This window comes from Pantoea sp. BJFS-204 (assembly GCF_049310725.1).
GTDB lineage: Bacteria > Pseudomonadota > Gammaproteobacteria > Enterobacterales > Enterobacteriaceae > Pantoea > Pantoea agglomerans.
The window spans coordinates 1404693-1428186 of sequence record NZ_JBMOWE010000001.1 but is presented as its reverse complement, the minus strand read 5'-3'; the positions used below and the strand labels follow the sequence as shown (position 1 = coordinate 1428186).

The 23494-nt window shown below is 56.3% G+C and carries 25 protein-coding genes; 18 read left to right on the top strand and 7 right to left on the bottom strand.

Annotated elements, in window-relative coordinates:
• The first annotated feature begins 2 nt into the window (after nucleotides 1-2).
• From ACO6VX_RS06590 to ACO6VX_RS06565, 6 genes are all read left to right on the top strand, one after another.
• Nucleotides 3-1868 carry an ABC transporter ATP-binding protein gene (locus tag ACO6VX_RS06590; RefSeq protein ID WP_033767041.1) on the top strand — a complete coding sequence of 622 codons (1866 nt, stop codon included), beginning with the start codon at nucleotides 3-5 and terminating at the stop codon, nucleotides 1866-1868.
• A 22-nt stretch (nucleotides 1869-1890) separates the two neighbouring features.
• A complete protein-coding gene (locus ACO6VX_RS06585; RefSeq protein WP_236351795.1) occupies nucleotides 1891-3432 on the top strand; it encodes a glutathione ABC transporter substrate-binding protein in 1542 nt (513 codons plus the stop codon).
• A gap of 82 nt (nucleotides 3433-3514) precedes the next feature.
• Complete coding sequence (locus tag ACO6VX_RS06580; protein ID WP_033767043.1) at nucleotides 3515-4447, top strand: ABC transporter permease; 933 nt, start codon at nucleotides 3515-3517, stop codon at nucleotides 4445-4447.
• Nucleotides 4444-5328 carry an ABC transporter permease subunit gene (locus ACO6VX_RS06575; protein WP_033786129.1) on the top strand — a complete coding sequence of 295 codons (885 nt, stop codon included), beginning with the start codon at nucleotides 4444-4446 and terminating at the stop codon, nucleotides 5326-5328. The genes ACO6VX_RS06580 and ACO6VX_RS06575 overlap by 4 nt, the downstream gene beginning before the upstream one ends.
• Before the next feature lie 2 nt (nucleotides 5329-5330).
• A complete protein-coding gene (locus tag ACO6VX_RS06570; RefSeq protein WP_236351794.1) occupies nucleotides 5331-6374 on the top strand; it encodes a P1 family peptidase in 1044 nt (347 codons plus the stop codon).
• Nucleotides 6371-7192: a M55 family metallopeptidase gene (locus ACO6VX_RS06565; protein WP_010669960.1), complete on the top strand. Its 822-nt coding sequence runs from the start codon at nucleotides 6371-6373 to the stop codon at nucleotides 7190-7192. The genes ACO6VX_RS06570 and ACO6VX_RS06565 overlap by 4 nt, the downstream gene beginning before the upstream one ends.
• 180 nt (nucleotides 7193-7372) lie before the next feature.
• Here the strand turns inward: ACO6VX_RS06565 and ACO6VX_RS06560 are convergent, their stop codons facing one another.
• Nucleotides 7373-7594 (bottom strand): hypothetical protein, encoded by a 222-nt coding sequence (locus ACO6VX_RS06560; protein WP_122888960.1) that lies wholly within the window; start codon nucleotides 7592-7594, stop codon nucleotides 7373-7375.
• Between ACO6VX_RS06560 and ACO6VX_RS06555 the strand changes: the two genes are divergently transcribed.
• The 3 genes from ACO6VX_RS06555 (at nucleotide 7593) to ACO6VX_RS06545 (ending at nucleotide 11785) form a co-directional block, all read left to right on the top strand.
• Nucleotides 7593-8501 (top strand): LysR family transcriptional regulator, encoded by a 909-nt coding sequence (locus tag ACO6VX_RS06555; protein WP_061901519.1) that lies wholly within the window; start codon nucleotides 7593-7595, stop codon nucleotides 8499-8501. The two genes, ACO6VX_RS06560 and ACO6VX_RS06555, sit on opposite strands and share 2 nt — an antisense overlap.
• Nucleotides 8502-8876: 375 nt before the next feature.
• Complete coding sequence (locus tag ACO6VX_RS06550) at nucleotides 8877-10565, top strand: hypothetical protein (protein WP_236351792.1); 1689 nt, start codon at nucleotides 8877-8879, stop codon at nucleotides 10563-10565.
• Between the two features lie 179 nt (nucleotides 10566-10744).
• A complete protein-coding gene (locus ACO6VX_RS06545; RefSeq protein ID WP_124889897.1) occupies nucleotides 10745-11785 on the top strand; it encodes a transglycosylase SLT domain-containing protein in 1041 nt (346 codons plus the stop codon).
• 55 nt (nucleotides 11786-11840) lie between these two features.
• Here the strand turns inward: ACO6VX_RS06545 and ACO6VX_RS06540 are convergent, their stop codons facing one another.
• Together ACO6VX_RS06540 and ACO6VX_RS06535 are read right to left on the bottom strand one after the other, a co-directional pair.
• Nucleotides 11841-12899 carry a hypothetical protein gene (locus ACO6VX_RS06540; protein ID WP_236351791.1) on the bottom strand — a complete coding sequence of 353 codons (1059 nt, stop codon included), beginning with the start codon at nucleotides 12897-12899 and terminating at the stop codon, nucleotides 11841-11843.
• Nucleotides 12900-12913: 14 nt separating this feature from the next.
• Complete coding sequence (locus ACO6VX_RS06535; protein ID WP_010669965.1) at nucleotides 12914-13585, bottom strand: hypothetical protein; 672 nt, start codon at nucleotides 13583-13585, stop codon at nucleotides 12914-12916.
• A 461-nt stretch (nucleotides 13586-14046) separates the two neighbouring features.
• Between ACO6VX_RS06535 and ACO6VX_RS06530 the strand changes: the two genes are divergently transcribed.
• The 9 genes from ACO6VX_RS06530 to hrpT all read left to right on the top strand — a co-directional run bounded on the left by ACO6VX_RS06530 (nucleotide 14047) and on the right by hrpT (nucleotide 20372).
• Complete coding sequence (locus ACO6VX_RS06530; protein ID WP_124889899.1) at nucleotides 14047-15039, top strand: sigma 54-interacting transcriptional regulator; 993 nt, start codon at nucleotides 14047-14049, stop codon at nucleotides 15037-15039.
• A 141-nt stretch (nucleotides 15040-15180) separates the two neighbouring features.
• Nucleotides 15181-15420, top strand: coding sequence for a hypothetical protein (locus tag ACO6VX_RS06525; RefSeq protein WP_010245940.1), 240 nt, complete (start codon nucleotides 15181-15183; stop codon nucleotides 15418-15420).
• Nucleotides 15421-15483: 63 nt separating this feature from the next.
• Entirely contained in the window at nucleotides 15484-15852 is a 369-nt protein-coding gene (locus tag ACO6VX_RS06520) for an EscI/YscI/HrpB family type III secretion system inner rod protein (RefSeq protein WP_010669966.1), read from the top strand.
• A gap of 5 nt (nucleotides 15853-15857) precedes the next feature.
• Nucleotides 15858-16622 carry a type III secretion system inner membrane ring lipoprotein SctJ gene (gene sctJ, locus ACO6VX_RS06515; RefSeq protein WP_236351790.1) on the top strand — a complete coding sequence of 255 codons (765 nt, stop codon included), beginning with the start codon at nucleotides 15858-15860 and terminating at the stop codon, nucleotides 16620-16622.
• A gap of 6 nt (nucleotides 16623-16628) precedes the next feature.
• On the top strand, nucleotides 16629-17210 hold the full coding sequence (locus ACO6VX_RS06510; RefSeq protein ID WP_236352275.1) for a serine kinase: 582 nt from the start codon (nucleotides 16629-16631) through the stop codon (nucleotides 17208-17210).
• Nucleotides 17197-17793: a type III secretion system stator protein SctL gene (gene sctL / locus ACO6VX_RS06505; RefSeq protein WP_187494502.1), complete on the top strand. Its 597-nt coding sequence runs from the start codon at nucleotides 17197-17199 to the stop codon at nucleotides 17791-17793. The genes ACO6VX_RS06510 and sctL overlap by 14 nt, the downstream gene beginning before the upstream one ends.
• Before the next feature lie 75 nt (nucleotides 17794-17868).
• Complete coding sequence (locus ACO6VX_RS06500; protein ID WP_010245930.1) at nucleotides 17869-18096, top strand: hypothetical protein; 228 nt, start codon at nucleotides 17869-17871, stop codon at nucleotides 18094-18096.
• 24 nt (nucleotides 18097-18120) lie between these two features.
• A complete protein-coding gene (gene sctC, locus ACO6VX_RS06495) occupies nucleotides 18121-20169 on the top strand; it encodes a type III secretion system outer membrane ring subunit SctC (RefSeq protein ID WP_010245927.1) in 2049 nt (682 codons plus the stop codon).
• A gap of 17 nt (nucleotides 20170-20186) precedes the next feature.
• The gene (gene hrpT, locus ACO6VX_RS06490; RefSeq protein WP_010669971.1) at nucleotides 20187-20372 is read left to right on the top strand and encodes an HrpT family type III secretion system protein; all 186 of its coding nucleotides are present in this window, start codon (nucleotides 20187-20189) and stop codon (nucleotides 20370-20372) included.
• A gap of 299 nt (nucleotides 20373-20671) precedes the next feature.
• On the opposite strand, the gene sctU is transcribed toward hrpT, so the two are convergent.
• Genes sctU through sctR form a run of 4 tightly spaced genes read right to left on the bottom strand, consistent with a single transcriptional unit; the run spans nucleotide 20672 to nucleotide 23490 of the window.
• Nucleotides 20672-21757, bottom strand: a complete 1086-nt coding sequence (sctU, locus tag ACO6VX_RS06485) for a type III secretion system export apparatus subunit SctU (RefSeq protein ID WP_033771566.1) — start codon at nucleotides 21755-21757, stop codon at nucleotides 20672-20674.
• On the bottom strand, nucleotides 21754-22569 hold the full coding sequence (sctT, locus tag ACO6VX_RS06480) for a type III secretion system export apparatus subunit SctT (RefSeq protein ID WP_010245919.1): 816 nt from the start codon (nucleotides 22567-22569) through the stop codon (nucleotides 21754-21756). Before sctT ends, sctU begins: the two co-directional genes overlap by 4 nt.
• The gene (gene sctS / locus ACO6VX_RS06475; protein ID WP_010245915.1) at nucleotides 22569-22829 is read right to left on the bottom strand and encodes a type III secretion system export apparatus subunit SctS; all 261 of its coding nucleotides are present in this window, start codon (nucleotides 22827-22829) and stop codon (nucleotides 22569-22571) included. The genes sctT and sctS overlap by 1 nt, the downstream gene beginning before the upstream one ends.
• A 7-nt stretch (nucleotides 22830-22836) precedes the next feature.
• Complete coding sequence (sctR, locus tag ACO6VX_RS06470) at nucleotides 22837-23490, bottom strand: type III secretion system export apparatus subunit SctR (RefSeq protein WP_010669972.1); 654 nt, start codon at nucleotides 23488-23490, stop codon at nucleotides 22837-22839.
• Nucleotides 23491-23494 lie beyond the last annotated feature (4 nt).

Here is a 23494-nt window from a genome sequence, read left to right as displayed (position 1 = left end):
CGATGACGGACACACAACGTACTTCCCCTGCAACCCGCGCTGCCTCTGCCTCTCCCGTGCTGGCGATTCAGGATCTCAGCGTCTCGTTTCATGGACGCAGCGGTGAGAATCAGGCACTCAAAGGCATCAGTTTTGACATTCATCCAGGTGAAATCGTCGCCGTAGTGGGTGAAAGCGGCTCAGGTAAATCTGTCACGTCGCTGGCTGTGATGGGCTTGCTGGCAAACAACGGACGTGTCGATGGCGGCAGCATGCAGTTCCGCGACCGTAGCGGAAAAATGCATGCGTTAGAAAAGCTGGATGACGCTCAGCGCCGCACGTTGCGTGGCCGTGAAATGGCGATGATCTTTCAGGAGCCCATGACCTCGCTGAATCCGGTGCTGCGCATTGATGATCAACTTACCGAGGCGTTACGCGATCATCAGCAGTGCGACAGAAAGCAGGCCCATACGCGGGTGCGTGAATTGCTGCGCCAGGTGCGTATCGCCGATGTGGATCGCGTCATGAAAAGCTATCCTCACTCGCTGTCAGGCGGCATGCGGCAGCGTGTGATGATTGCGCAGGCCCTTGCCTGTGACCCACAACTCCTGATTGCTGACGAGCCTACCACAGCGCTGGATGTCACCGTGCAGGCGCGCATTCTCCATATTCTGCGTGAGCTGCAGCGTGAGAAACAAATGGCGGTGCTGTTTATTACTCATGATATGGGCGTGGTAGCGGAAATCGCCGATCGCGTGGTGGTCATGCTGCGTGGCGAAGTGGTAGAGCAGGGAACCGTGTCTGAGATTTTTGCCGCCCCGCAGCATGCGTATACCAAAGCGTTACTGGCGGCAGTACCAAAACTCGGTGATATGCGGGAACACACATGGCCGCAACGCTTTCCTCTGCCCGGTGCCCGCGAGACTGTGCAAGGCGAACAGCATACCGCTCGCTATGACGTTGCGCCGCTGCTGGATGTGCGCGGATTAAAAGTCTATTACCCGATTCGCAGCGGCATCTTATCGAGCCTGACGCATCATGTGCATGCGGTTGAGCAGATTGATTTCAGTCTGTGGCCAGGTGAGACCCTGGCCATCGTGGGTGAAAGCGGCTGCGGCAAATCGACAACCGGACGGGCGCTGATGCGCCTCATCAACAGTGAAGCTGAAAGTATTCACTTTGAAGGAAAGGAAATTTCTGACCTGAAAGAGGCAGAATTCCAGCCGCTCCGCCGTGAAATTCAGATGGTGTTTCAGGATCCCTATGCGTCACTGAATCCCCGCCTGACAGTGGGTTTCACCATTGCCGAGCCGTTGCTGTTACATGGCATGGTCTCTTCGCTTGAACAGGCTTCCCCACAGATCGATGCGCTGCTGAAGAGCGTCGGTCTCCTGCCAGAGCACGCGCGTCGTTATCCGCACGAATTTTCTGGCGGTCAGCGTCAGCGTATTGCCATTGCCCGCGCCATGGCGCTGAAACCGAAAGTGATTATTGCGGATGAAGCGGTATCGGCCCTTGATGTCTCGATTCAGGCGCAGGTGGTCAATCTGATGATGGACCTGCAGCAGCAAACGGGCGTGGCATGGATTTTCATCTCTCACGATATGGCGGTCGTCGAGCGTATTGCTAATCGCGTCGCGGTGATGTACCTCGGCCAGATTGTGGAGCTTGGACCGCGTCAGTCGGTATTTAATCAGCCGCAACACCCCTATACCCAACGACTGCTGGCCTCCGTGCCGGTAGCGGATCCCGAAAACCGTCAGCCCCGTATTTTCGATGACAGCGAAATCCCCTCGCCGTTGCGTAAGGTGGGTGAAACGGTCACTAAAACCCGATATCGGCAGGTTGCCCCCCAGCACTGGGTAGCTGACGGCATTGCATTGCAATAATCCTTAACGACCAGGAGAATTTATGAAAACGCTGTTTCGCCGTACTTCGCTCGCCCTCGCATTGACGACGACGCTGGTCATGACTGCGCAGGCACAGGATCTGCGCATTTCAATGTATGCCGATATCACGGGGCTGGATCCGCACGACACCTCGGATAATGTCAGCTACTCGGTTCAGAGCGGCATCTTTGAGCGCCTTTTCCAGTTTGATTCCCGGATGAAGCTGCAACCCTGGCTGGCGACCGGTTATACCTCTAATGACAGTGCCACCGAATTTACGCTGACGCTGCGCAAAGGCGTTACCTTCCAGGACGGTACCCCTTTTGATGCAGACGCCGTCAAAGCGAACCTTGATCGTCTGGCAGATCAGAAAAAAGGGCTGAAGCGTAACAGCCTCTACAAAATGATTGATAAGGTCACGGTGCTGGCACCCGACCAGGTAAAAATCGATCTGAATCAGTCGTTCGGTGCCTTTATCAACACCCTGGCGCATCCTTCCGCAGTGATGTGGAGCCCGTCAATTCTTAAGCAATATCCGGACGAAGCGCAGTTGCGACTGCATCCGGTGGGAACCGGTCCGTTTACCTTTGTCGACTGGAAACCGGGCAAAGCCGTTACGCTGGTCAGATATGCAGGTTACTGGCAGCAGGGATGGCCTAAAGTCGACCATGTCATCTTCTCTCCAAGTCCCGAAGATGCGACACGGGTGGCAGCGTTGAAGTCGGGTCAGGTGGACGCCATCTGGCCATTGCCTTCAGACCTCATCGCAGCCGTTCAGCAGGACAGCCACCTCTCCATTCAGCGCGATCCGAGCATTTACCTTTATTACATGGCGATCAACACGCAGCACAAGCCGCTGGCCGATGTTCGGGTGCGTCAGGCAATCAACTATGCGATTGACCGTAATCTGTGGCTGAAAGTGGCCTTTGCCGGTCTGGGTAAACCTGCCACATCCGCGATTCCGGAAGGCGTACAGTTCTATCAGAAACAGGGCGATCCTGATTACGGCTATGCGCCGGATAAGGCCAAAGCCTTGCTGAAAGCGGCGGGTTATCCGGAGGGACTGGATCTTAAGCTCTGGGTGACCAACGCCACGGCCAGCGTCCGTGCCGCTCAGGTGCTGAAAGCGCAACTGGCTACGGCAGGCATTCGTGCCACGGTAACACCGATGGATTCCGGCACGCGCAACGCAAAATTGTGGGGCGTACAGGACCCGAAAAAGGCGGAGTTTGACCTCTATTATGGCGGCTGGTCGACCTCTACAGGGGATGCCGACTGGGCGCTGCGTCCGCTGTTTGCCACCGAGTCCTGGGTTCCGACCTCGTATAACGTCTCCTACTTCAGTAACGCTGATGCAGACAAAGCGATTGCTGCCGGGCTGGCGACGGCCGATCCGGCAAAGCGTGGCATCGCCTATGCACAAGCGCAAAAGGTGTTGTGGAAAGAAGCACCAGTGGCGTTCCTTGGCACGCCAGACAATCTGGTCGGCAAACGCAACACGCTGAGCGGCGTTTCGATGCTGCCTGATGGCAATTTACTGTTCACTCAGGCGTCCTTTAAATAAGACGGTCTCTTCTTCCTCGTCCCCTGTCCGGAACGGATGAGGGACGCGAGGAGGCCAGTCGTACCTCATTTCAGGGAATGGCATGTTTGCATACATCATTCGCCGATTGCTGGAGATGATCCCGGTTTTGCTGGTGGTCTCCTTGCTGGTTTTCGGTTTTATCAAGCTCATGCCGGGCGACCCGGCGCGTATTTATGCCGGACCGGATGCGCCGGTTGAGGCGATCGAAGCGGCGCGTCAGCATCTTGGGCTTAACGATCCGCTGCCGCAGCAGTATCTCCACTGGATCGGCAGCCTGTTGCAGGGCGACCTGGGCACCACGTATCGCACCCAGCAACCGGTGCTGGAGGTGATCAGGGAGGGCTTTATGCCGACGCTGTGGCTCGCCTTAGCGGGTTTTACCTGGTCCGTCATTCTCGGTTTGTTATTCGGCGTTATGGCTGCACTGAAACGTGGAAGATGGCAGGACTGGACGCTGATGAGCGTGGCGGTCGGCGGCATTTCGATGCCAGCCTTCTGGCTGGGGCTGTTGCTCATCCAGTTCGTTGCGATGCCTTTTGGGCTGTTCTCGGTCAGCGGCTTTAACAGGGCCAGCGATATTGTCCTGCCCGCCATTACGCTGGGTTCGTCGGTTGCGGCGGTAATGGCGCGCTTTACCCGTTCGGCCTTTCTTGAGGTGGCGCAGGAAGATTACGTGCGTACCGCCAAAGCCAAAGGGCTGCGTAACCGCCTGGTGACGTGGAAACATGTGATGCGTAATGCGCTCATCCCGGTGATTACCATGCTGGGCTTGCAGTTCGGTTTTCTGCTGGGCGGATCCATCGTGGTGGAGAGTGTTTTCAACTGGCCAGGGTTAGGCTGGTTATTGATTGAGTCGATCAAAGCGCAGGATCAGCCGGTGATTCAGGCGCTGGTGATGCTGTTCGTGTTTGAATTTATTGTGATTAATCTGCTGGTCGATCTGCTTTACGCGGTGGTTAATCCGGCCATTCGTCTGCGACAGGAGCCAAAATGAGTATTCAATCGCTGACTGAAAATCCGCCTCAGATTATTCGTTCGCCGTGGCGCGATTTCCTGCACGCTCTTGTGCGGAATCCTCTGGCGCTGGTCTCAGGCGGGTTTGTGCTGCTGTTGATTGTGGTGGCGATTTTTGCGCCCTGGCTGGCGCCCTGGGATCCCATGGCTCCGGACTGGATGGCGTTATCGTCGCCACCAACGGCGGCACACTGGATGGGGACCGACGAACTGGGGCGCGACCTGCTCAGCCGCATTATCTATGGCGCGCGGATCTCGCTCTATATCGGCGTGCTGTCGGTGACGATCGGCATGCTGGTCGGGGTCATGCTGGGCTTACTGGCGGGCTATTACGGCGGTTGGGTCGATATGCTGATCATGCGCGGTGCCGACGTATTATTCGCGTTTCCCGGTATGCTGCTGGCCATTGCGGTGGTGGCGCTGCTGGGGACGGGCCTGAACAATGTCATTATCGCCGTCGCGGTATTCAGCGTGCCGGTATTTGCCCGCATCGTGCGGGCTTCGACGCTCTCTCTGAAACAGGCTGCCTATGTTGAAGCCGTGCGCTGTGCCGGTGCACCAGACAGCGTCATTATTCTGCGGCATATTCTGCCCGGCACGCTTTCCAGCGTGATTGTCTATTTCACTATGCGCATTGGCACCAGTATTCTGACAGCCGCGGGCCTGAGTTTTATTGGACTGGGTCCGGAGCCTGACGTGCCTGAATGGGGCAATATTCTGGCGATGAGCCGAAGCATGATGATGGCCGGATCGTGGCACATGAGCGTATTTCCGGGGCTGGCGATCTTTATTACCGTGCTGGCTTTCAATCTGCTTGGGGATGCGCTGCGCGACACGCTTGATCCCAAACTCAAGGGCTGACTATGGATTTCCAACAATTGCAGTGCGATTTGCTGCTGAAACGCTGGCGTGATCTGCGTCAGCTTGGGCAGCCGCGAAGCGCCTGCGGACCCGCCAATCGAATCAGCGATGTTGCGGGCGTGCGTGTCGGACATTGCACGCTGAATGAAGGCGGAAAGCAGACTGGCGTAACCGCTATCGTACCGCCGGGCGACAATCTGTTTCTCACGCCGCTGCCGTGTGGGGTTGAGGTCCTGAACGGCTTTGCGAAACCCATCGGACTGATTCAGATAGAGGAGCTTGGCGTGCTTCAGACGCCGATTCTGCTCGGTAACACGCTGGCGGTCGGCACGCTGTTTACCTCGCTGGTGCGGGATGCCATCAGTCGTAACCCGGAACTGGGACGAACACTGCCCACGGTCAATCCGCTGGTGCTGGAGTGCAACGATGGCTGGCTGAATGATATCCAGGCGCTGGCCATCACTGAAGCGATGGCGCAGGAGGCGCTGCAGACGGCCTCAGCGGACTTCGCGCGCGGCAGCGTCGGCGCGGGGCGCGGGATGAGCTGTTTCAGCCTGAAAGGGGGCATCGGAACCGCCTCGCGGGTTATTCCCTCGCTCAACGCCACGCTTGGCGTGCTGGTGCTGGCCAATTTCGGCGCACTGGAGGCATTAACGCTTGATGGCGTTCGGGCTGGCGAGATGATTGCGCCGCTGCTGGCCGGTGAGTCGCCGCAGCTGGATGCCGGTTCTGTCATCATCATCATGGCGACGGATGCACCGCTGGACGCACGTCAGTTAAAGCGCATCGCGAAGCGAGCCGGTGCCGGCCTGGGACGGCTGGGCAGTTACTGGGGCCACGGCTCGGGCGATATTGCGGTAGCGTTTTCAACGCAACCTCTGCCGCAACCGCCACAGGACGACACGCTGGAGCCGCTGCTTGCTGCAGCGGCAGATGCAACTGAACAGGCTGTACTGGATGCTTTGCTGAGCGCTGAGGCTGTTACCGGCTTTCGCGGTCATCATCGCCCCTCACTGACGCAGATTCTGGATAGATTAACGACATGAAAATTTTTATCTCGGCCGACATTGAAGGCATCGCGGGGGTCATGCGCCCGGAGCAATGTACACCCGGTCACCCGGAGCATCAGCTGGCCCGTGGTCTGATGGAGCAGGAAGTGAATGCTGCGATTGAGGGGGCTTTTGCAGGCGGGGCAACGGAAGTGGTGGTGGCAGACAGCCATGCGCAGATGACCAATTTGCGTGCGGAAAATATTGATCCCCGCGCCCGGCTGGTGCAGGGGAAACCCCGTGTCCTGTCGATGGTGGAAGGGATAGAGCAGCAGACGTTCGACGGGCTGTTTCTGGTGGGATTTCACAGCGCAGCAGGTGAACCCGGCGTACTGGCGCATACCATCAACGGCCGGGCATTCTGGCGTATCCATATCAATGGTCTGGTGATGGGCGAAACCGATATTTATGCGGCCGCCGCTGCTGAGCACGGCACGCCATTGCTGCTGGTCACCGGCGACGATCAGTTACAGAGCTGGATTGCGGAACACTACTCAGCAGTCAATTACGTCTGTGTAAAACGCGCCATTTCGCATACCTGCGCGGAATCAATCAGCCCACAAGCGGCACAGCGTGCGATCGCTGCCGCAGCAAGCGCCGCACTGCAACATCCCCCTCAGGTGAGCACGAGCCGCCTGACGGCACCTTACGCTATGCGCCTTCAGGCCACTAAACCGGTGCTGGCCGATCTGTTCAGCCTGATCCCCGGCGTCACGCGCCTGGATGCCGTTACCGTGGCGTATCAGGCGGAGAATATGGAGACGTTAATCAGCTTACTCAGTGCATTCTCCTATCTGGCGAGCACACAGTCATAGCGAAATTATCCCGGGCTGCATGCAACGTCAGCCCGTTAAGCCCGCCGTTCCGGTTCTCCTGAAACCGCGCTGCCAGGCACACGCCTGTAGTGCGGGCTGTGCATGCGTATCTTCCTTCTGACGAGTCAGAATCGCTGCTGGCTTAAATCCGCGCAACCCACGCTGCTGACCAGCGCTCCTTTAACTGCACCACGGCAGCGCGAGACCCGCTCCCTGCAGAGGCTTCAGTCGGGACTGCCGGGTACGGACGGGGGCGAGACAGGCAGCTGAGCCTGCACCGGTTTTGCGGTACAGTTTTTGCAACAGGATAATGATTGCTTTCTCACCCTCCGCCTGGACCTGATCGTACAGCCTGTCGGAGAGGCCTTCGTTTTCGGTATTCCATCCAGGGTAAATAGTCATGCGGCTCCGCCATATAGAGGTCTTTCAGGCCATCGTACAGACCGGCAGCATCAGCGCTGCGGCGCGCTTGCTCAATGTCTCGCAGCCGAATATCAGCCGTGTTCTGAATCATGCTGAACAGCAATTGGGATTTGCGCTGTTTGAGCGACGTATACAGGGAATGAGTGTGACGGCAGAAGGACGACGTCTGCTGCCTGAAATAGACGATCTCTGCCAGCGCCTGCAATCTATCACCCAGCTTACCGAACAGCTGCGGCGGGGCGAAGGGCAATTAGTTCGCGTCGGCGCGGCTCACGCTTTTGGTCAGATGGTGCTGGCGCCCGCATTGGTCACCTGGCGGCAACAGATGGCCTCGGTCAGTGTCGAACTGGTCACCGAGCACTTTAGTACCTTATGCCAGATGATTCTGGATAATCAGCTCGATTTCGCGCTGGTTTTTGGTCAGCAGGTCGATGCGGATCTTCTGGCTGAACCTCTGTTTCAGTCTTCGATGGTCGCGCTGTTACCGCTCAATCACCCCCGTAATGAACCCGTTACGCTTGCGTGGTTATGCAACAATAATCTACTGATGATGCAGGCTCAGGATCCGCTTGGACGCGTACTTCACCGAGCGCTGCGCGATAAAAAACTGAATCCCGCCGTGTCGTTGTCGATTAAAACCTATTCGGTCATTGCGGATATGGTGCTGGCAGGCGGCGGCACGGGCGTCGTGGATCTCTTCACCGCCTGTCGCTATGCCGAACAGCTAAAGCTGCTACCCATAGCACAGCCCCTGCCGTTTGAAGTGATGCTGATCAGCCGCCGTGATCAGCCACAGTCGCAGTCCACTCTGCAGCTTAAGCAGGTCATCCGTAACAGACTGTGGGAGATCGCCCGGCAGTGTGAAACGCAGTTTATTCGGGGCTGAAGTAAGTGCCGTGCTTCACCGCTACCCATCCGGCTATTTTGTGAGATGCATCACAAAATTTTTAGAATTTCTTCCTGATTTGAAACCAGGCTCGCTCGCGCATCACTCAACCCTGACGCTGCGGGGTGAGTTGCTCATTTCGCAAGTTATCAACTGACCGGTTAGTGATAACCGGCACAACCTGGCGGAGTGAGAATTATGGATGGAATTAGACGCACACCTTCCCCTGTACATCACGAAACGATTGAAATGCCCACGCGCGGTGGGCCATCAACAACTGAAGTCACTGCTACAACCCCTGCTGCGAGGGCTCGTTCTGCAGAGATTAGCCGTATTACAGCTACTCTGCATAACGCGTGTAAAGGCGGAGAAAACGTGCGTGATTACCTGGCAGGAATCGCTGTCACCCTGCACGATGAATTGCACCAGACGGACGATCAGGTAAAAGATGTCATCAAACTGGCTCACAGCTGCGACACGATGATCATGGCCAAGGCAAAGGGGGCGATTGGAATGACCTATGCCCTTTCCGGTGTACCTGGCGATCTGGTCGGCAAGGGGATAGCTAGCGCAATGAAGCTGGAGCCGGGCACGCCCATGCACAACTTTGTCGCTGGCGTAGCGGGGGGGATGACTGCAGTGGCTTTTAAAGCGGTGCTCACTCGGGTTATCGGTAGCAGCATCCAGGATTCGAGATGGATGCAGGCAGATATGGATGCACTGGAGCCTCTTATGAAAGATGAGGCAGAAAAACGCGAGACATTTGGGCATAAATTAAAAATGACGGCGCTGGGCGGGACGGGCTTTAACGTCCGCAACCCGGTGACGGGTGGAATTTCCAGTGCAACCCAGCTATTACCCGAAAATAAGCCGCGGCCAGAGCCATTGGGGATTATACAGGGTGCGCTCAAGCCGGGTTATGCCATCAACCAGATTGCAGGTTTTGGCCTGACTTCCGCTGCCGGTGCATTGAGTGGAGTTGTGGAAAACTACTACGACAACCTGCATGGCGCGGAGTTTTTATTTGGCCGTAACGACTGGAAGGATCGTTATATGTCGCTGTCCAGCGGGCACACGAATAGTGGCGAGGGGAGCCACTTCGATGCGGTGTGGGAACACGCCAAAGCACCAAAACGTTGGGTTGAAGGCGTTACAACGCTGAGTGCATTAAGTGCGGTAGCCTCTGAGACGATGGAAGCGCTCGGTTTGGGCATCGGAGCGGGGGCGGCACGTGTGACCAAAGGTGGTGCAGAGAAGCTTTTCACCTCCGGCAAGACAAGTGCGGCAGAGACCGCTTTGGATCTGGCGAACAAATCCGGCTTCCGCGTTTCCCGCGAAAGCATTGGCAATGCGGCGGCCCTGGTGCCAAACGCCTATTCTTACCTGCAACAGGGGGTGTTCGGTCTTCTTTATCAGGAGGCTGAGCGAGCAGTGGCAAACAAGCTGCACCCGAAGCCCGCCGACGCGACAGAAGAGGAAGCCCCGGTGAGTTCAGGGGCGAGAACACCTGAAGGCGCGCCAGCACCCAGCGTGGGTACCGAGGCGAGAACGCCGGAAGGCACGCCAGCACCGAGTGTAGGTACTGAGGCGAGAACCCCGGAAGGCACGCCAGCACCGAGTGTCGGTACCGAGGCGAGAACGCCTGCCGGTACGCCAGCACCCAGCACCGGTACCCGGGCGAAAGGGCCGTCAGAAGAAGGCGAATCGGACAGCGACAGCGTACATTCGCATAACTCCGGGCCATTACGTAATACCCCGCCTGAGCGTTCATCAGAAATGCGCGCTGCGGGTGATACCTCTGCATGGTGGCACTCGTTCCCGGACCTGGCGAATATCAAAAGCCCACAGCCTGAGAAGTTAACCCAGGCTGACTATGAGGCCATCATCGCCGTCCTTGAAGCTGAAGCAGAGAAGATGAGCGAGCGCATTGCCGAGATGATACCGCTGCCGGACTCCTTACCGACATCATCAGCATCATCAGTGACATCCGGGTCATCTGCGTCATCAGAAGCTGCAGGGCCTGCAGGATCGCCAGAACCTGAAGAAACGAAAAAAGCCTCCTGATACCACACCTTAAAAGCCGCAGCGATGCGGCTTTTTTTTTACGCCGAATTTGCGCTGTCTCACGCGCTGCCCGGAACTCCCGCCTCGCGCTTTCCACTCAATCGTACCCCGGTCATAGCGGGAGAAAGGCGCCAGTCTGGCTGGCGCTAACGATGATGCTTTGTTGAGAGGAGAGAAGAATGAATATCTCGTCAGGTTCGGCTTTCGGGCCGATACAGCCGCAACTGCCTGATTTTAGCGCGCTCGATGAAAAAAATTTAGCCTCGTTTACTCCGCCAGATTCTGGCGCCAGTGGCCAGGCGATTAACTTTGGCAATGATGCCATGAGCGGCACGGATTTCAGTAGTCTCACCGCCACGCCCGACAGTGTGAGCAACCGGGATCCGATGCAGATGCAGGGGCTGATGCAGCAACTGGGGCCGCAAATAGAGGCATTGCTGCAACTGCTATTAATGCTGCAACAGCTCTTCGCTGGTCAGCAGCAAAATAACAGCGCAGGAGCCGGGCGTGGCGGCGGTGCCGATATGCCGGGCACCTCAGCAGAAGAGGGGGCTTCGCTCACCGCACCGTTTAATGCCGCGATGCAGCAGCCTGTTAACCCGACTGAATCCGCTTCTGCACAGCAACCGCTAACGGCCAGTACAATGCCACAGCCAGGTACGGATTCTGATGCTGCACTAAATACGCCTGCCCGGCAGACGCCAGCATCCGGCGGCGTCCCGCTGATAAAAGGCGAGTCGGGGTTACATTTACCTGCCCCGTTACTGGATCATGAGCAGGCGATAATGCGTGCCGCCAAAGAGACTAGCCAGGCGCCTGAAGTGCTGGCAGCGCAAATCTGGCAGGAGTCACGCGGAAAAACAGAGGCGACCACCGTGAACGGCGGTAATGGCCTTTCCGACAGCGGCCTGATGCAGGTTAATTCCAACACCTTCGCCGATCTGCAAAGCAGATACCCGCATCTGCTGGGGCCAGATGCCAGCGCGTCCAGCCCTGAAGACAGCATCATGGCTGGCGCGCTCTATCTGAAAGAGCAGCGGGAGGCTTTTGGGGGCGATCCCGGTGCCGGGTTGCGAGCTTATAACTCAGGCCCGGGGAATGTGAATGTCAACGATCTGACGGATATCTCGAAAACCGGAACCGGCGATCCGACCTATGTTGGAAAAGTGCTCAACTTTGCCGACATTATCTCCAGCGGCAAAGGCACGTTACCTGCATAACGCGCAAAAAAAGTCCCTGTACCGGGTACAGGGACAAACATGAGCAGCCTCAAAATCAGGCAAACGGCGGCGGTTCGTTCTTGCCTTTCCCCCCGCTATTTTCCACCGCAATCTGTACGGTATCGGTCGCTGCCGTGATGCCCCAGCCAATCGGCCCACGCGCCGCGCTCATTCCACCCTCGGCCAGTCCTTTCAGGCCACCGGTAAAGACTTCGCCCACATTGCGGGCTTCGCCAATATTGTTAAAGAAAGGCGCGGCAACAGATTTGAGAATCGGGATGTTCGACAATATTTTGCCGAACTCACCCATGCCCCACTGGAAGTTGTCTTTATTGGTACCATCCATACGAACGTGCGAATCATTCGTCTCCGGCAACTGTTTATTCTCCGGCAGCATCTTCAGACCCTGTTCGGCGATATCCTTCAGTACACCCGCCTCGGTACCGTGGCGCGCGTCACCATCTTTGGTGATGCCCTCTATTTTGTCGTTAGCTGAGATCTCCTTCCGCTCGCTGCCATCACGCGCATTCAGGCCTTTTATGCTGTTTAACACGCAGGCCATGTTATACGCCGCATCAGCACGACTCTTCGGATCTTTATTGGCATCCGTCCAGTCGCCGAAGCGCTCTTTTAGCTCTGCCTGCTTGATATCTTTCTGGTTGCCAAGGTTTTTCAGCACCGGGTTTTCATCAATGATCTGTTCGGCGCTGCGGTTATCACCCGGTGGACGACCCTTCAGATTCTCCTCCGTCGGCCTGACGCGGATGTCCTTCTCACTGGTTCGCATGCCATCGCCCGGTGCCTGTGGAATATCTTCACCGGATGTTTCGCTGGTAAATAACGCCGTGGGCACCGTCCCTTCTTCAGCGGCTGCCGGATCGACAAGCGCCCCCAATCCAGCCTGCGTTAAAAGCTGATCAAGCTCCCGGATCGGATCGGACAGGCCCGCCAGCGGCGTTCCGCTCCCACCGGAGTAGCTGATGGGGAGATCGCTGCCCGGGACCGGGAACGCGGAGCCGGGCAGGGGAGTGGATAATGGCAGGTTACCCGGCAGTGGCCTGCCGGGTGAAAAAGCGGGGGTTATTCCCCCCCCGCCAGGTATTGGCATAACCATACAAGCCCCCTGAGTTAGCTTTGCGGATTTTTCTGGGAAGATTGCCCCTCACCGCCGCCCAAAAGCCCCTGCAACAATGAAGAAAGCCCTAACAGGGACAGCAGGTTTTGCATCATTCCGCCCTGTTGCCCCCCATTGTCAGTTGCTCCCTGAGCCGGTGCCTGTGGTGCATTACCGCCAGATTCTCCGCTGTCTGCCCCTTTACCTTTATCTATCCCCATCATCTGCTGGAGCAGTTGCTGAAGCATCTGCATCAGCTGCTCAAGCGGATTGCCGCTGTGATTCGTGCCCTGTGAAGGTGCAGGCGTGCCCGGTTGCTCCGGCTGCTGCGCCTTATTACCGCCGCCCAACAGCTGTTGCAGGCCTGTCAGCATCATAATCTGCTGTAGTAAGCCGCCGCCCGACGGGGCGTCAGGCGAGTTTGCACCGTTTGCCTGGCCGTTTTTCTGACTTCCGCCTGAACCGGTCAGCGAAGCCAGTGTGCTCAGGCCGTCAAAGGCATTACTGGCAAAATTGAGCGGGCCTGTTTTCGCATTATTGAGAAAAGGTAACGACGATTTTCCGGGCTGATCGGGTAAGTCAGGTTTACCTGACGGACTGCCCCCCGTCTTGCCTGGCATATTTGCCGGAGGCATATCGATTTTGTTCGCGTTTGTAGCCCCACCACCAAATCCTGGAATCTTCATGAATTTATTCCTCAGAGTTAATAAGTCAGCGATTGATTGGGCAGCAACAGCTGTAACATTTTGCAATCCTGATCACTGCCAATTGCACAATTTTACCGTTCAGGCTGATGCTACCTCGCACTGTGAGTGGTAGTTGTCCCGTGATGGTTCCACTAAAAATGTTCCCTTTGTGATGCGGGTTCAGATTTATAAAAATCCAGCGGCACCGCCATTAAGAAATTATCATTCTGTTTTTGAAGGTTTTTCTGTGAGTCCTGTAGGGTAATCCTTACCGGGTGAGCGTCTATCCCTACAAGATAATAATCCTGGACTGATAGCGGGGATGACCTGATTGGGTGAGAGTGAGGCCGCGGTAAATTTGTAATTCTTTGCATCAGGCTCTGCTTCCAGAACATCCACAAGTGCTGAACGAGCAGCGCGCCTCATGTAAGGCGCGCTTATGCGAAGCTAATGGAGAATGTATGGTTCGTCTTTACAGGACACAGTCAGGCCACGGGACTGTCGATGAGGAGAGTGAGGATAACGTCTTACGCCAGGTTGATTCCCGCCCGGATGCGGCGGCGGGTTACCCGGAGCCCGTAACCGATATCCATACTCATCTGTATAAGATTTTAAATACGATTGCACCGTTAAACATAGATGTCTTAATCGAGGGAGAAACGGGTACAGGGAAAGATGCACTGGCCCAACGGCTGTATCAACTTTCCGGCTGTCGTGGCCCGATGGTGCCGGTCAACTGTGCGGCCATCCCGGAGACACTTGCCGAAAGCGAGCTGTTTGGGGTCATGGCCGGGGCGTTCACCGGCGCAAGCAGTTCCCGTGCCGGGTATATTGAGAGTGCTAATCACGGCGTGCTGTTTCTGGATGAAATAGACAGTATGCCGCTCACGATGCAGGCTAAGCTGCTGCGTGTACTGGAAAATCGCGCGGTAGAGCGACTGGGCAGCACCAAAAGTATCGGGCTGGATCTGCGGGTGGTCGTCGCCTCACAAATTCCACTGGCGCAGCTGGTGGCTCAGGGCCGTTTTCGTCGGGATCTCTTCTTTCGCCTCGACACAATTAAAATTGCCACGCCAACCGTGCGATCACGACCAGAACTGATTTTGCCCATGTTTCGCCAGTTTACGCAGGAGGCGGCGCTGCGTCTGAATCAGCCTCTGCCGGCAGGATCGCTCGCGCTTGATGAGACCCTGCTGCTGCATAGCTGGCCGGGAAATATCCGCGAGCTGAAAGCGGCGGCAGAACGCTTTGTGCTGGGCTTACCGCCGCTGTGCTGTGAGATAAAGCAGGAAGGGCGCGTGTTATTAAAAGACAGAATGCGGCGCATTGAGCGCAGCCTGATCCACGACTGCCTGAACCGGCACGACAATCGTATCGATGATGTCATTCTTGAGTTAGGAATTCCCAGGCGCACCCTTTATCACCGTCTGAAGCTGTTAAAACTTACCGCCTGATATATCGCCCACCTCTCTTGCCGTGGGCCAGCAGGCTTAATCTGCATAAATATTTTCTTTGCGATGGAACCGGATAGCTTCATTGATTACTTAATGAATGCAACACCCAACTACAACCTATCATCAACGCGAGGAATGACTATGTCAGGTGCTAGCTTACTTTCCAACGGGATCACCAACGCAGCTTCTGCTTACACTCAGGTTGCCGGTGCTTACAACGGTGCGAAATATATGGTCCGTTCGCAACAGGCGATGGACAAGATGCAGGAAAACCAGGCCGATAAAATGGATCGCGATGTAGAGTTCCAGCGCATTAACGGCATCGCCGAAAGTAATGCGCAGGCCGCGTCAGCCGCAGCCCAGGTCAAAATTCAGTACTAATCGACTCCGGCAGGGAGGTGTTTTTTTGTCTCCCTGCTCTCTAATGCCACAGGAGTTTTACTGATGAAAGTCTCTCAATCTTCCTTGCTCACTTCAGAACCGGTTCCGTCAGTCGAAATGTACCAGGAAGCACCGTCGGCGGAAGATATTCAATGGTTTAATGCAAAGCTTAATGGCCCTGCGCCTGACAGCAGCCAGATGAGCTCTTCAGAGCCTGGCGTGGTCGGCAATATTCTGCAATCGCTGAGCGGCAACCAGCGTGCGCAAAAAGAAGCCTTTAACGATCTCAGAGTCGCTTCGCGGTCATCCAGTGCGGAAGATTTCTCCCGCGCCAATGCGCAGCTCTCTGATTACTATATCGAGAGTCTGATGAACGCCAAAGTGATTGCCAAAACCGTTCAGTCAGTCGATAAACTCAGCAACCTGCAGTGAATCTTATGAATGGCGCTGTCATTAAATGCTTCTGTGCTCTGTGCCTGGCGCTGCTGCTTACCGGCTGCGGTGATCAGACTCAGTTGCACAGCGGACTGTCAGAAAACGATGCCAACGATGTGGTGGCAGAACTGAGCCGCTTTAAGATTGAGGCGGAAAAACAGGTTTCTAAAGAGGGGGTTAGCGTTAGCGTCGCGCGCAGTGACATTGAGCGGGCGGTGAATATCCTCAATGCCGCCGGACTGCCTCATCAGGCGCGAACCAGCCTTGGCGCGGTTTTTCAGAAAAGTGGTGTTATCTCCAGTCCGCTGGAGGAGCGCGCCCGCTATATCTATGCGCTGTCACAGGAGGTAGAAGCGACACTGTCACAAATTGATGGCGTCGTGGTGGCGCGTGTGCATGTCGTATTGCCCGAGCGTATCGCCCCCGGCGAGCCGGTTCAGCCCGCTTCCGCCTCGGTATTTATCAAATATCATGAAAACCTCGATCCGGACAGTATCGAACCGCGCATTCGCCGGCTGGTGGCAACCAGCATTCCGGGGCTGGGCGGGCGCGATGACCGCGATCTGGCGATTGTCTTTGTCCCGGCGAAAGCCTGGCAGGATAAAATTGAAATGGTGCAACTGGGGCCGTTTCAGCTTAGCCCGGAACATTACGGGATGATTAAGATAGTTACAACATGCTTTGGGGTGCTGCTGCTGTTACTCGTGGCAAATGCGTTCATTCGTCAGGCTCTGAGTCGTAAGCGCCTGGCTGCACAGGCGAAGTGATTGATTATGCTCAATGCTGCGCCTGATGAGGAAATTACCCTGCGCTGGTTACGCTGGTGGCACGCTGACTTTTGGTTACAGGCTGATGAAAGCTGGTGCACCCAGCCACTGGCCCGGTTGTCTGCGCCTTTGCAGAGGCACTATCTCCGCCAGCATGCCTCGTGCTGGCACCACACACTGGGTGTGTCAGGCGAACTGGTCGCGCCGGAGCCGATGGTGCTGGCCATCAGCGACTTAAGCTGCGAACAGCGCGCGCAACTGTTGATTTTAGTCGCGGAAATTTGCGCCGGAGCCATGCCGCTACCCGCAGAGCTAAAGATCTGGTTGCGGCGTCTGGCGAAAGGAATGCGCATTGAGTGCTGGCTGCCCGCCGGGCTTTTCACTACTGGCGGCAGCGCCGACAGCCTCTGTCTGCTGCAGGCGTTATTTCCGGCTATCTGGCCGCGCCTGCGGCTACTCTTCCCTGTAAGCGACGTGCCGGTAAACCCGGCACTTTCACTGCCTGGCCATCGTTTGCGTCCTTTATGGGAAACGGCGCTCTGGCAGGTGCAACAACATTCGGGAGAGACGCGCGATGTGGAAACTTAAAAGCCTGCATCTGCAGGGCGGCAGCGCCCCACCGGGTAATGTGCTGCGCCGCGAGGAAATTGCGCTCAGGCTTGAAGCGGCTTCCATTATCGAGCTGGCCCATAAACAGGCGCAAACGATCCGCGAGCAGGCACGCGCCGAGGCACAAGCCGAAAGGGCGGCCAGCCAGCGCGAAGGGGAAGCCCGGTTCTGGCAGCAGGCGCAGACGCTCTTTGCGGACTGGCAGGAACAGCGCGCAGCCGAAGAGACGCAGCTGGTGTTACTCGCTGGCAAGGTTCTGAACGAGGCACTGCAACACCTGCTCGATGAGGTGGATGATGAGCGTCGTTTTCACGCGTTGCTCAGACAGTTGTTGCGTCACTATCCGCGTCAGCAGCAGGCGACGCTGTATTGCGCCAGCGGGCAGGAGCAGGAGATTAACGGCTGGCTGGTCGCGCAGCCGCAGCTTCGCTGGACGCTGTGCGCCGACCCGGCGCTTGAGCCAGATCGCTTGCGGCTTATTACCGACGCAGGCGAGCTGATGGTTAACTGGCGGACGCTGTGCCAGCAGCTCGCGCCAGCGCTGGCAGAAGAGAATGCATAAAAAAAGCAAAAACAGTGGAACTGCTTCGCTTGTCGCGCCACTTAACAGGGGTGTCCAACAAGAGGAGTCAATATCATGAGTTCCAGCGATCTGTTACAGCGTCAGTTATCTTCCAACTCAAACCGCAAACATCATGAAGCCTATCAGTTTGCCCGCGATGTTTCGGGCGAATCGTTCAGCATTGCGGATATGTATGCTTTCCAGAATCGCCTGCAGGATATGTCCAACGCCAGCTGGGCAAGTTCGCAATACACCCAGTTCAGGTTTGGCATCCGTAAAGCGATCATCGACGCTGTTAACTAAGCCCCTGTCATCAAGGAGTCAGGCGTGTTTACGTTTTCTTTTCCGGGCCGCCTGCTGGCGGCCATTACCCTGCTGCTACTGAGTATGGGCATCACAAACGCTCGTGTGCCGGATGAGTGGAAGAATGGTGCGTATGCCTATTCGGCAGATAATACCCCGCTTAATATTATTCTTGACGATTTTGCCAGCAGCTTTGGTGTTGAGGTCAATCTTGGCACGCTGGGCGACAGCAATGTCACCGGTAAACTGCGCGCAGACAGCCCGGAAGCGTTCCTTAATCGCCTGGCGCTTGAGTATCGCTTTCAGTGGTTTGTTTATAACAACACGCTCTACGTCAGCCCGCAGGCAGCGCAAACTTCCCAGCGTATTGAGATTTCCCCGGAAGCCGCGCCGGATCTGAAAGAGGCGCTGCGCGGTGTCGGCCTGCTGGAACCCCGCTTCGGTTGGGGCGAACTGCCGGATGAAGGCGTGGTATTGGTGACCGGTCCGCCGGAGTATGTGCGCCAGATAACGGAATTTGCCCGTAAATCGGAAAGCAAACCTGAAGCCGGGGCCAATAAAGATATGATGGCATTCCCGCTGCGTTATGCGGCCGTGGCGGATCGCACCATTCGCTATCGCGATCAGGAGCTGCTGGTGCCGGGGGTGGCCACCATTCTGAATGAACTGCTGGGTCAGTCCAGCAACGCCTCTTCCGGAAGAATGTCATCAGGCCAGGGAGAGGATGAACAGGCAACACGTGAACAGTCGCAAAGTGTTTTAAACGAGCTGATTAATCGCAATATGCCGGCCTCCGGACGTAAAAAGGCGCCTGTCAGCAGTCTGGCGGGTAAAGTATCAGCGGATGTGCGTAACAACCTGCTGCTGGTGCGTGACGATCCGAAAACCCGGGACGCTTATCAGGCATTAATTAACGCCATTGATGTTCCGCAAAAGCTGATCGAAATTGATGCAGTGATTGTCGATATCGACCGCAGCGCGCTGAAACGCTTCTCCAGCAACCTGGCCGGTCAGTTTGGCAGTGTCGCCAGCGGCGCCAATATGCTCTCCGGTGCCAGTACACTGTTTGTGACCGATTTCCAGCGTTTTTTTGCCAGTATCGAAGCGATGGAGGGGGAAGGGACGGCATCCATTATCGCTAACCCCACTATCCTCACGCTGGAGAATCAGCCCGCGGTGATTGATTTCAGCGATACTGCCTTTATACGCGCCATTGGCGAGAGGGTGGCGGATATTCAGTCTGTCACCGCAGGCACCAGCCTGCGGGTGACGCCACGCGCAATCACCACTTCACAAAAATCGGCTATCCAGCTCATTGTTGATGTGGAAGATGGCAAGCTCAATAAAGATGATGAGGGCGATGCGCAGGGAACCCATAACGCAGCGGTCAGCACCCAGGCGCTGGTGGAGGCGCGACGCTCGCTGGTTCTGGGCGGGTTCCATTCCAAAGAGACGGGCGACCGTGAGCGACGCATCCCGATCCTCGGCAGTATTCCGCTGATCGGCAAGCTCTTTACCTCAACGCGCTATGAGACCTCCCAGCGTGAGCGGCTGTTTATTATTACGCCGCATTTAATTGGTGACCAGGTCGATCCGACCCGGTATATCGCTGCCGAGTCGCGCGAACAGCTGAATACCGCGATGGATGAGGTGACTAATCGTCATAAGTACACCGACGTCAAAGGGATGGTGGAAGGCGCGATGCGCGACCTGGCGCTGAACCGCGTGCCAGCGGGGATGACCAGCGGTGGCACGGGCCAGACGCTTTCCTCCCTGTGCCGCATTTCGGGCGCTTTCGGGAGCGATTTCCGCCGCCATCAGTGGTACGGCAACAGCAGCGTACAGATAACCGTTGGAGTGATCACCAATAGCACCCAGCAGACGCAGCGTTTTGATGAGAGTCTGTGCCGCAGTGACCGCACGCTGGCGGTAGCGGTCTGGCCGCGCGGAGAACTGCGCCCGGGTGAGTCGGCGGAGGTATTCGTCGCATTTGATAGCAATGCTCCGTCACGTCCTTCTCGCGCTTCGCTGCTCTCTTCAGCAGGCGGTGCACCGGCCAAAAACCTCTACTGAGCTGATAAGGAAAAAGCATGTTAGTGAGAATAATTGTGCTTACCGCCGCCGCGCTGGTGCTGAGTGCCTGCGCGCGGCCGCAGGGCGGATGTAATGACGTGGGCTGTCGCCCCTCTTCAGACCTGCATAACCTGACCATCTGGTGGCAACCACAACTGCGTAATGGCCCGAACGACTACACGCGGATAACGGTAGATAACTAATCACGTTTCGGCAGTCCCAGGCCCCGGCTGATCGATGGGGCCATATTTTAACGATAATCGACCATAGCTATTCACCTTCCGTTTCCGGGAAGCCTGTGTGCGGCGCACTCTTTGCCCGCATGCCAGTGCTGGTAATGCTATTCCATTACGTCAGTTTTCCTGCAGCAGACCGCAGGCGGCTCTGTTATCAGCAACCGCTTGCCGGTTTCACCCCGGCGTTTAATACTGGCTTTTATTCAGCAGGCCCGTGAGATGCAGATGTTAATGCCTGATAAGATAGTGCGGAGTTACCCTCCGCACTATTCTTCCCGAATCTCAATCACCTCATCCAGATAGTGATCCTCCAGCTCCCGCAGCAGACGATAGACGTGCGCGACGGCATTTAACGTTTCGCGTGGAACATAAGCCCCTTCGCGCGTGGTGCGCCACAGAGTGCGGGTCAGCCAGATAAAGCGGATAACCGGTCTCTTTTTACGCTGCGCCTCTTCAATTAATGCCCGCGCCTCTTCATCGCAAGCCTTAAACAGCAGACGCGGCAGCGGCGTTTCATCCGGGCGATAATAGAGACCGACGGCAAAATGGGTGGGATTAACCAGCAACACATCCGCGTCTTCCACGTTAATCTCACGGGCAGGCACCGGCTCTTCATTCAGGATCTCCTGAGCCAGCTGACGGCGGTGGCCTTTCATATGCGGATCGCCTTCGCTCTGCTTAAATTCGTTTTTGATATCTTCATGACTCATACGCTGCTGTTTGAGGAAGAAATAGCGCTGAATACCAAAATCGAACAGGCTGATTATTAGCATCACCATCAGCACCCGACGTGACACCTTCATAAACAGCGCCATCACCCCCTGCCAGAAACCATTGAGATCGCCAAGCGCCAGCTGAGCAAGGCCACCGAGGTCCGGCATGATCGCCTGCCATACCACCAGGCCTATCACCACCGCTTTAAAGATGCTGGTCAAAAGCTGGGTAAACTGGCGGGCGGAAAACATATTCTTCAGGTGATTAAACGGGTTAAGCGCATCCGGTTTCGGTGCCAGCGCTTCGGTGGAGAAGAGTGGGCCGAACTGCACCCAGCCGCCCACCACCCGCAGCAGCATGGCAATGGCGCACGCGATGCCCACCAGCACCAGCATTACGGTGACGCTATCACTTATTACTTCCTCCATCGCGTGATCGAATGGGTCGCGCAGACGCGTTAACGGCAGCAGCATCATCGCCTGCAACCGCTGCATCCCGGTATCCACCATAGCAAACAGGGTCTCAAGGATACCGATTGAGATAAGCAGCTTAGGGATATCCTGGCTCTGGCTGACCTGGCCTTTTTTGCGCGACTCTCTGAGTTTTTGCGGTGTAGCGTCTTCGGTTTTTTCGCTCATGGTGCGCTCCCGGCTGAAGGGGCAAATATCTGCGACAGGACAGGGATAAGATCGCGCAGTTCATACAACCGCGCATTACCCAGATGGTCCAGCAGTGGCAGATAGAGGATAAAAAACAACATGCCGAGCAGGCATTTCAACGGAATTGTCAGGGCAGTCGCCTGTAGCTGTGGGCTATAGAGACTCATCACACCGATGGCAAAATCGAGCAGCAGCATCAGCGCCACCGGCGGCCCGGCATAAAGCACCATATCGCTGAAGATTTTCCCCAAAAGCGTAAGCCAGACGTGAAAACCCGCCTCTGCGGGGAAAGGTATCCACTGGGTGGCGGACCAAAGATGATAGCTGTCCCAGATCACCTGGGTGATGGTCGATAATCCCAGCCCTGTGACCAGCAGCAATATCAGCACCTGCTGCATTAACTTACCCAGAGGCGTCACATCCGGCCCCAGCTGGGGGTTAATTTGTCCACCCATTAAGGCACCCCGCTGGTTATCGAATAACGCACCAACAGACTCATACAGCCAGAAAGGCAACGCCAGCAACAATCCGAGCAGGGTGCCTATCATCAACTCTTTGAGTACCAGCCCTGCCAGCGCCATCATTGTCGGCTCAAGCACATCAATTTGTTCTTTGATGCCTGGGGCGATAAACAGCGCCAGCGCCACAGCAATGGCGGTTCGCAGCAGCCCTTTTATGACGCTAAAAGAGAATATCGGTGTCAGTAACAGGCAGGGAAAGATGCGCGCCATGCCAAGTCCCAGCGCGAGGATGGCATGAAACGTATCGGTGAGTGGGTAACCTGTCAGCATCAGGAACTGACCGTTGACATCATCGCAAACGCCGCCTGCGCCAGCTCCATCAGTTCAACACCGACCCAGCGCCCGGTAAGCGCCAGCGTCAGGCCGACCGCGATAAGTTTGATGCAGAACGGCAGGGTCTGATCCTGCAACTGCATCGCGGCCTGTACCAGTGAAATAATTACCCCGGAGATCACTGCCACCAGCAGCGGCGGCGCGGAGAGGATAACCACCAGCAATAACCCCTGGCGAAACAGCGTCAGAATATCCATGATGACCTCATAAATAGCTGTAGAACAGGCCGTCGAGCAGCCGCGTCCAGCCGCTGATGAGCACAAACAGCAGGATCTTCAGTGGCAGCGAAACGGTCATCGGCGACACCATCTGCATCCCGAGCGCCAGCAGGATATTCGAGACGATCAGGTCAACGACAATAAAAGGAATAAAGATCAGAAAGCCGATTTTGAAACCGTTCTGCAGCTCCGATAGCACGAAGGCCGGGATAATGAGCAGCATATTTTCGGGGGTGACCGAATCTGCCATTTTCTTTGGCCACATACGCTGGGCATTTTCCTGCAGATGGATGACGATGTCCGGATCGGTATTTTTATGCATAAACGTTTTCAGCGGTTCGATACCATTAGCGGCGGTATATTCGAGCCGCTCCATACTGCTGAAATCGACAGGGATCGCTTTCAGCCTGTCGGTCATATCGCTAAATACCGGCGCCATAATAAATAGCGTTGCCGCCAGCGCAATGCCGTTGAGCGCCATCGTTGGCGGCACCTGCTGCACGCCCATCGCGTTGCGCGTCAATTGCAGCACCATCGTAATTTTCAAAAAGCTGGTACAGATAATGAGCATCATCGGCAGCAGTGCCAGTGCGCCGAGAAACAGCGCCAGCATAATCGGGTTGAGTGGCCCCATCTCCATCGGA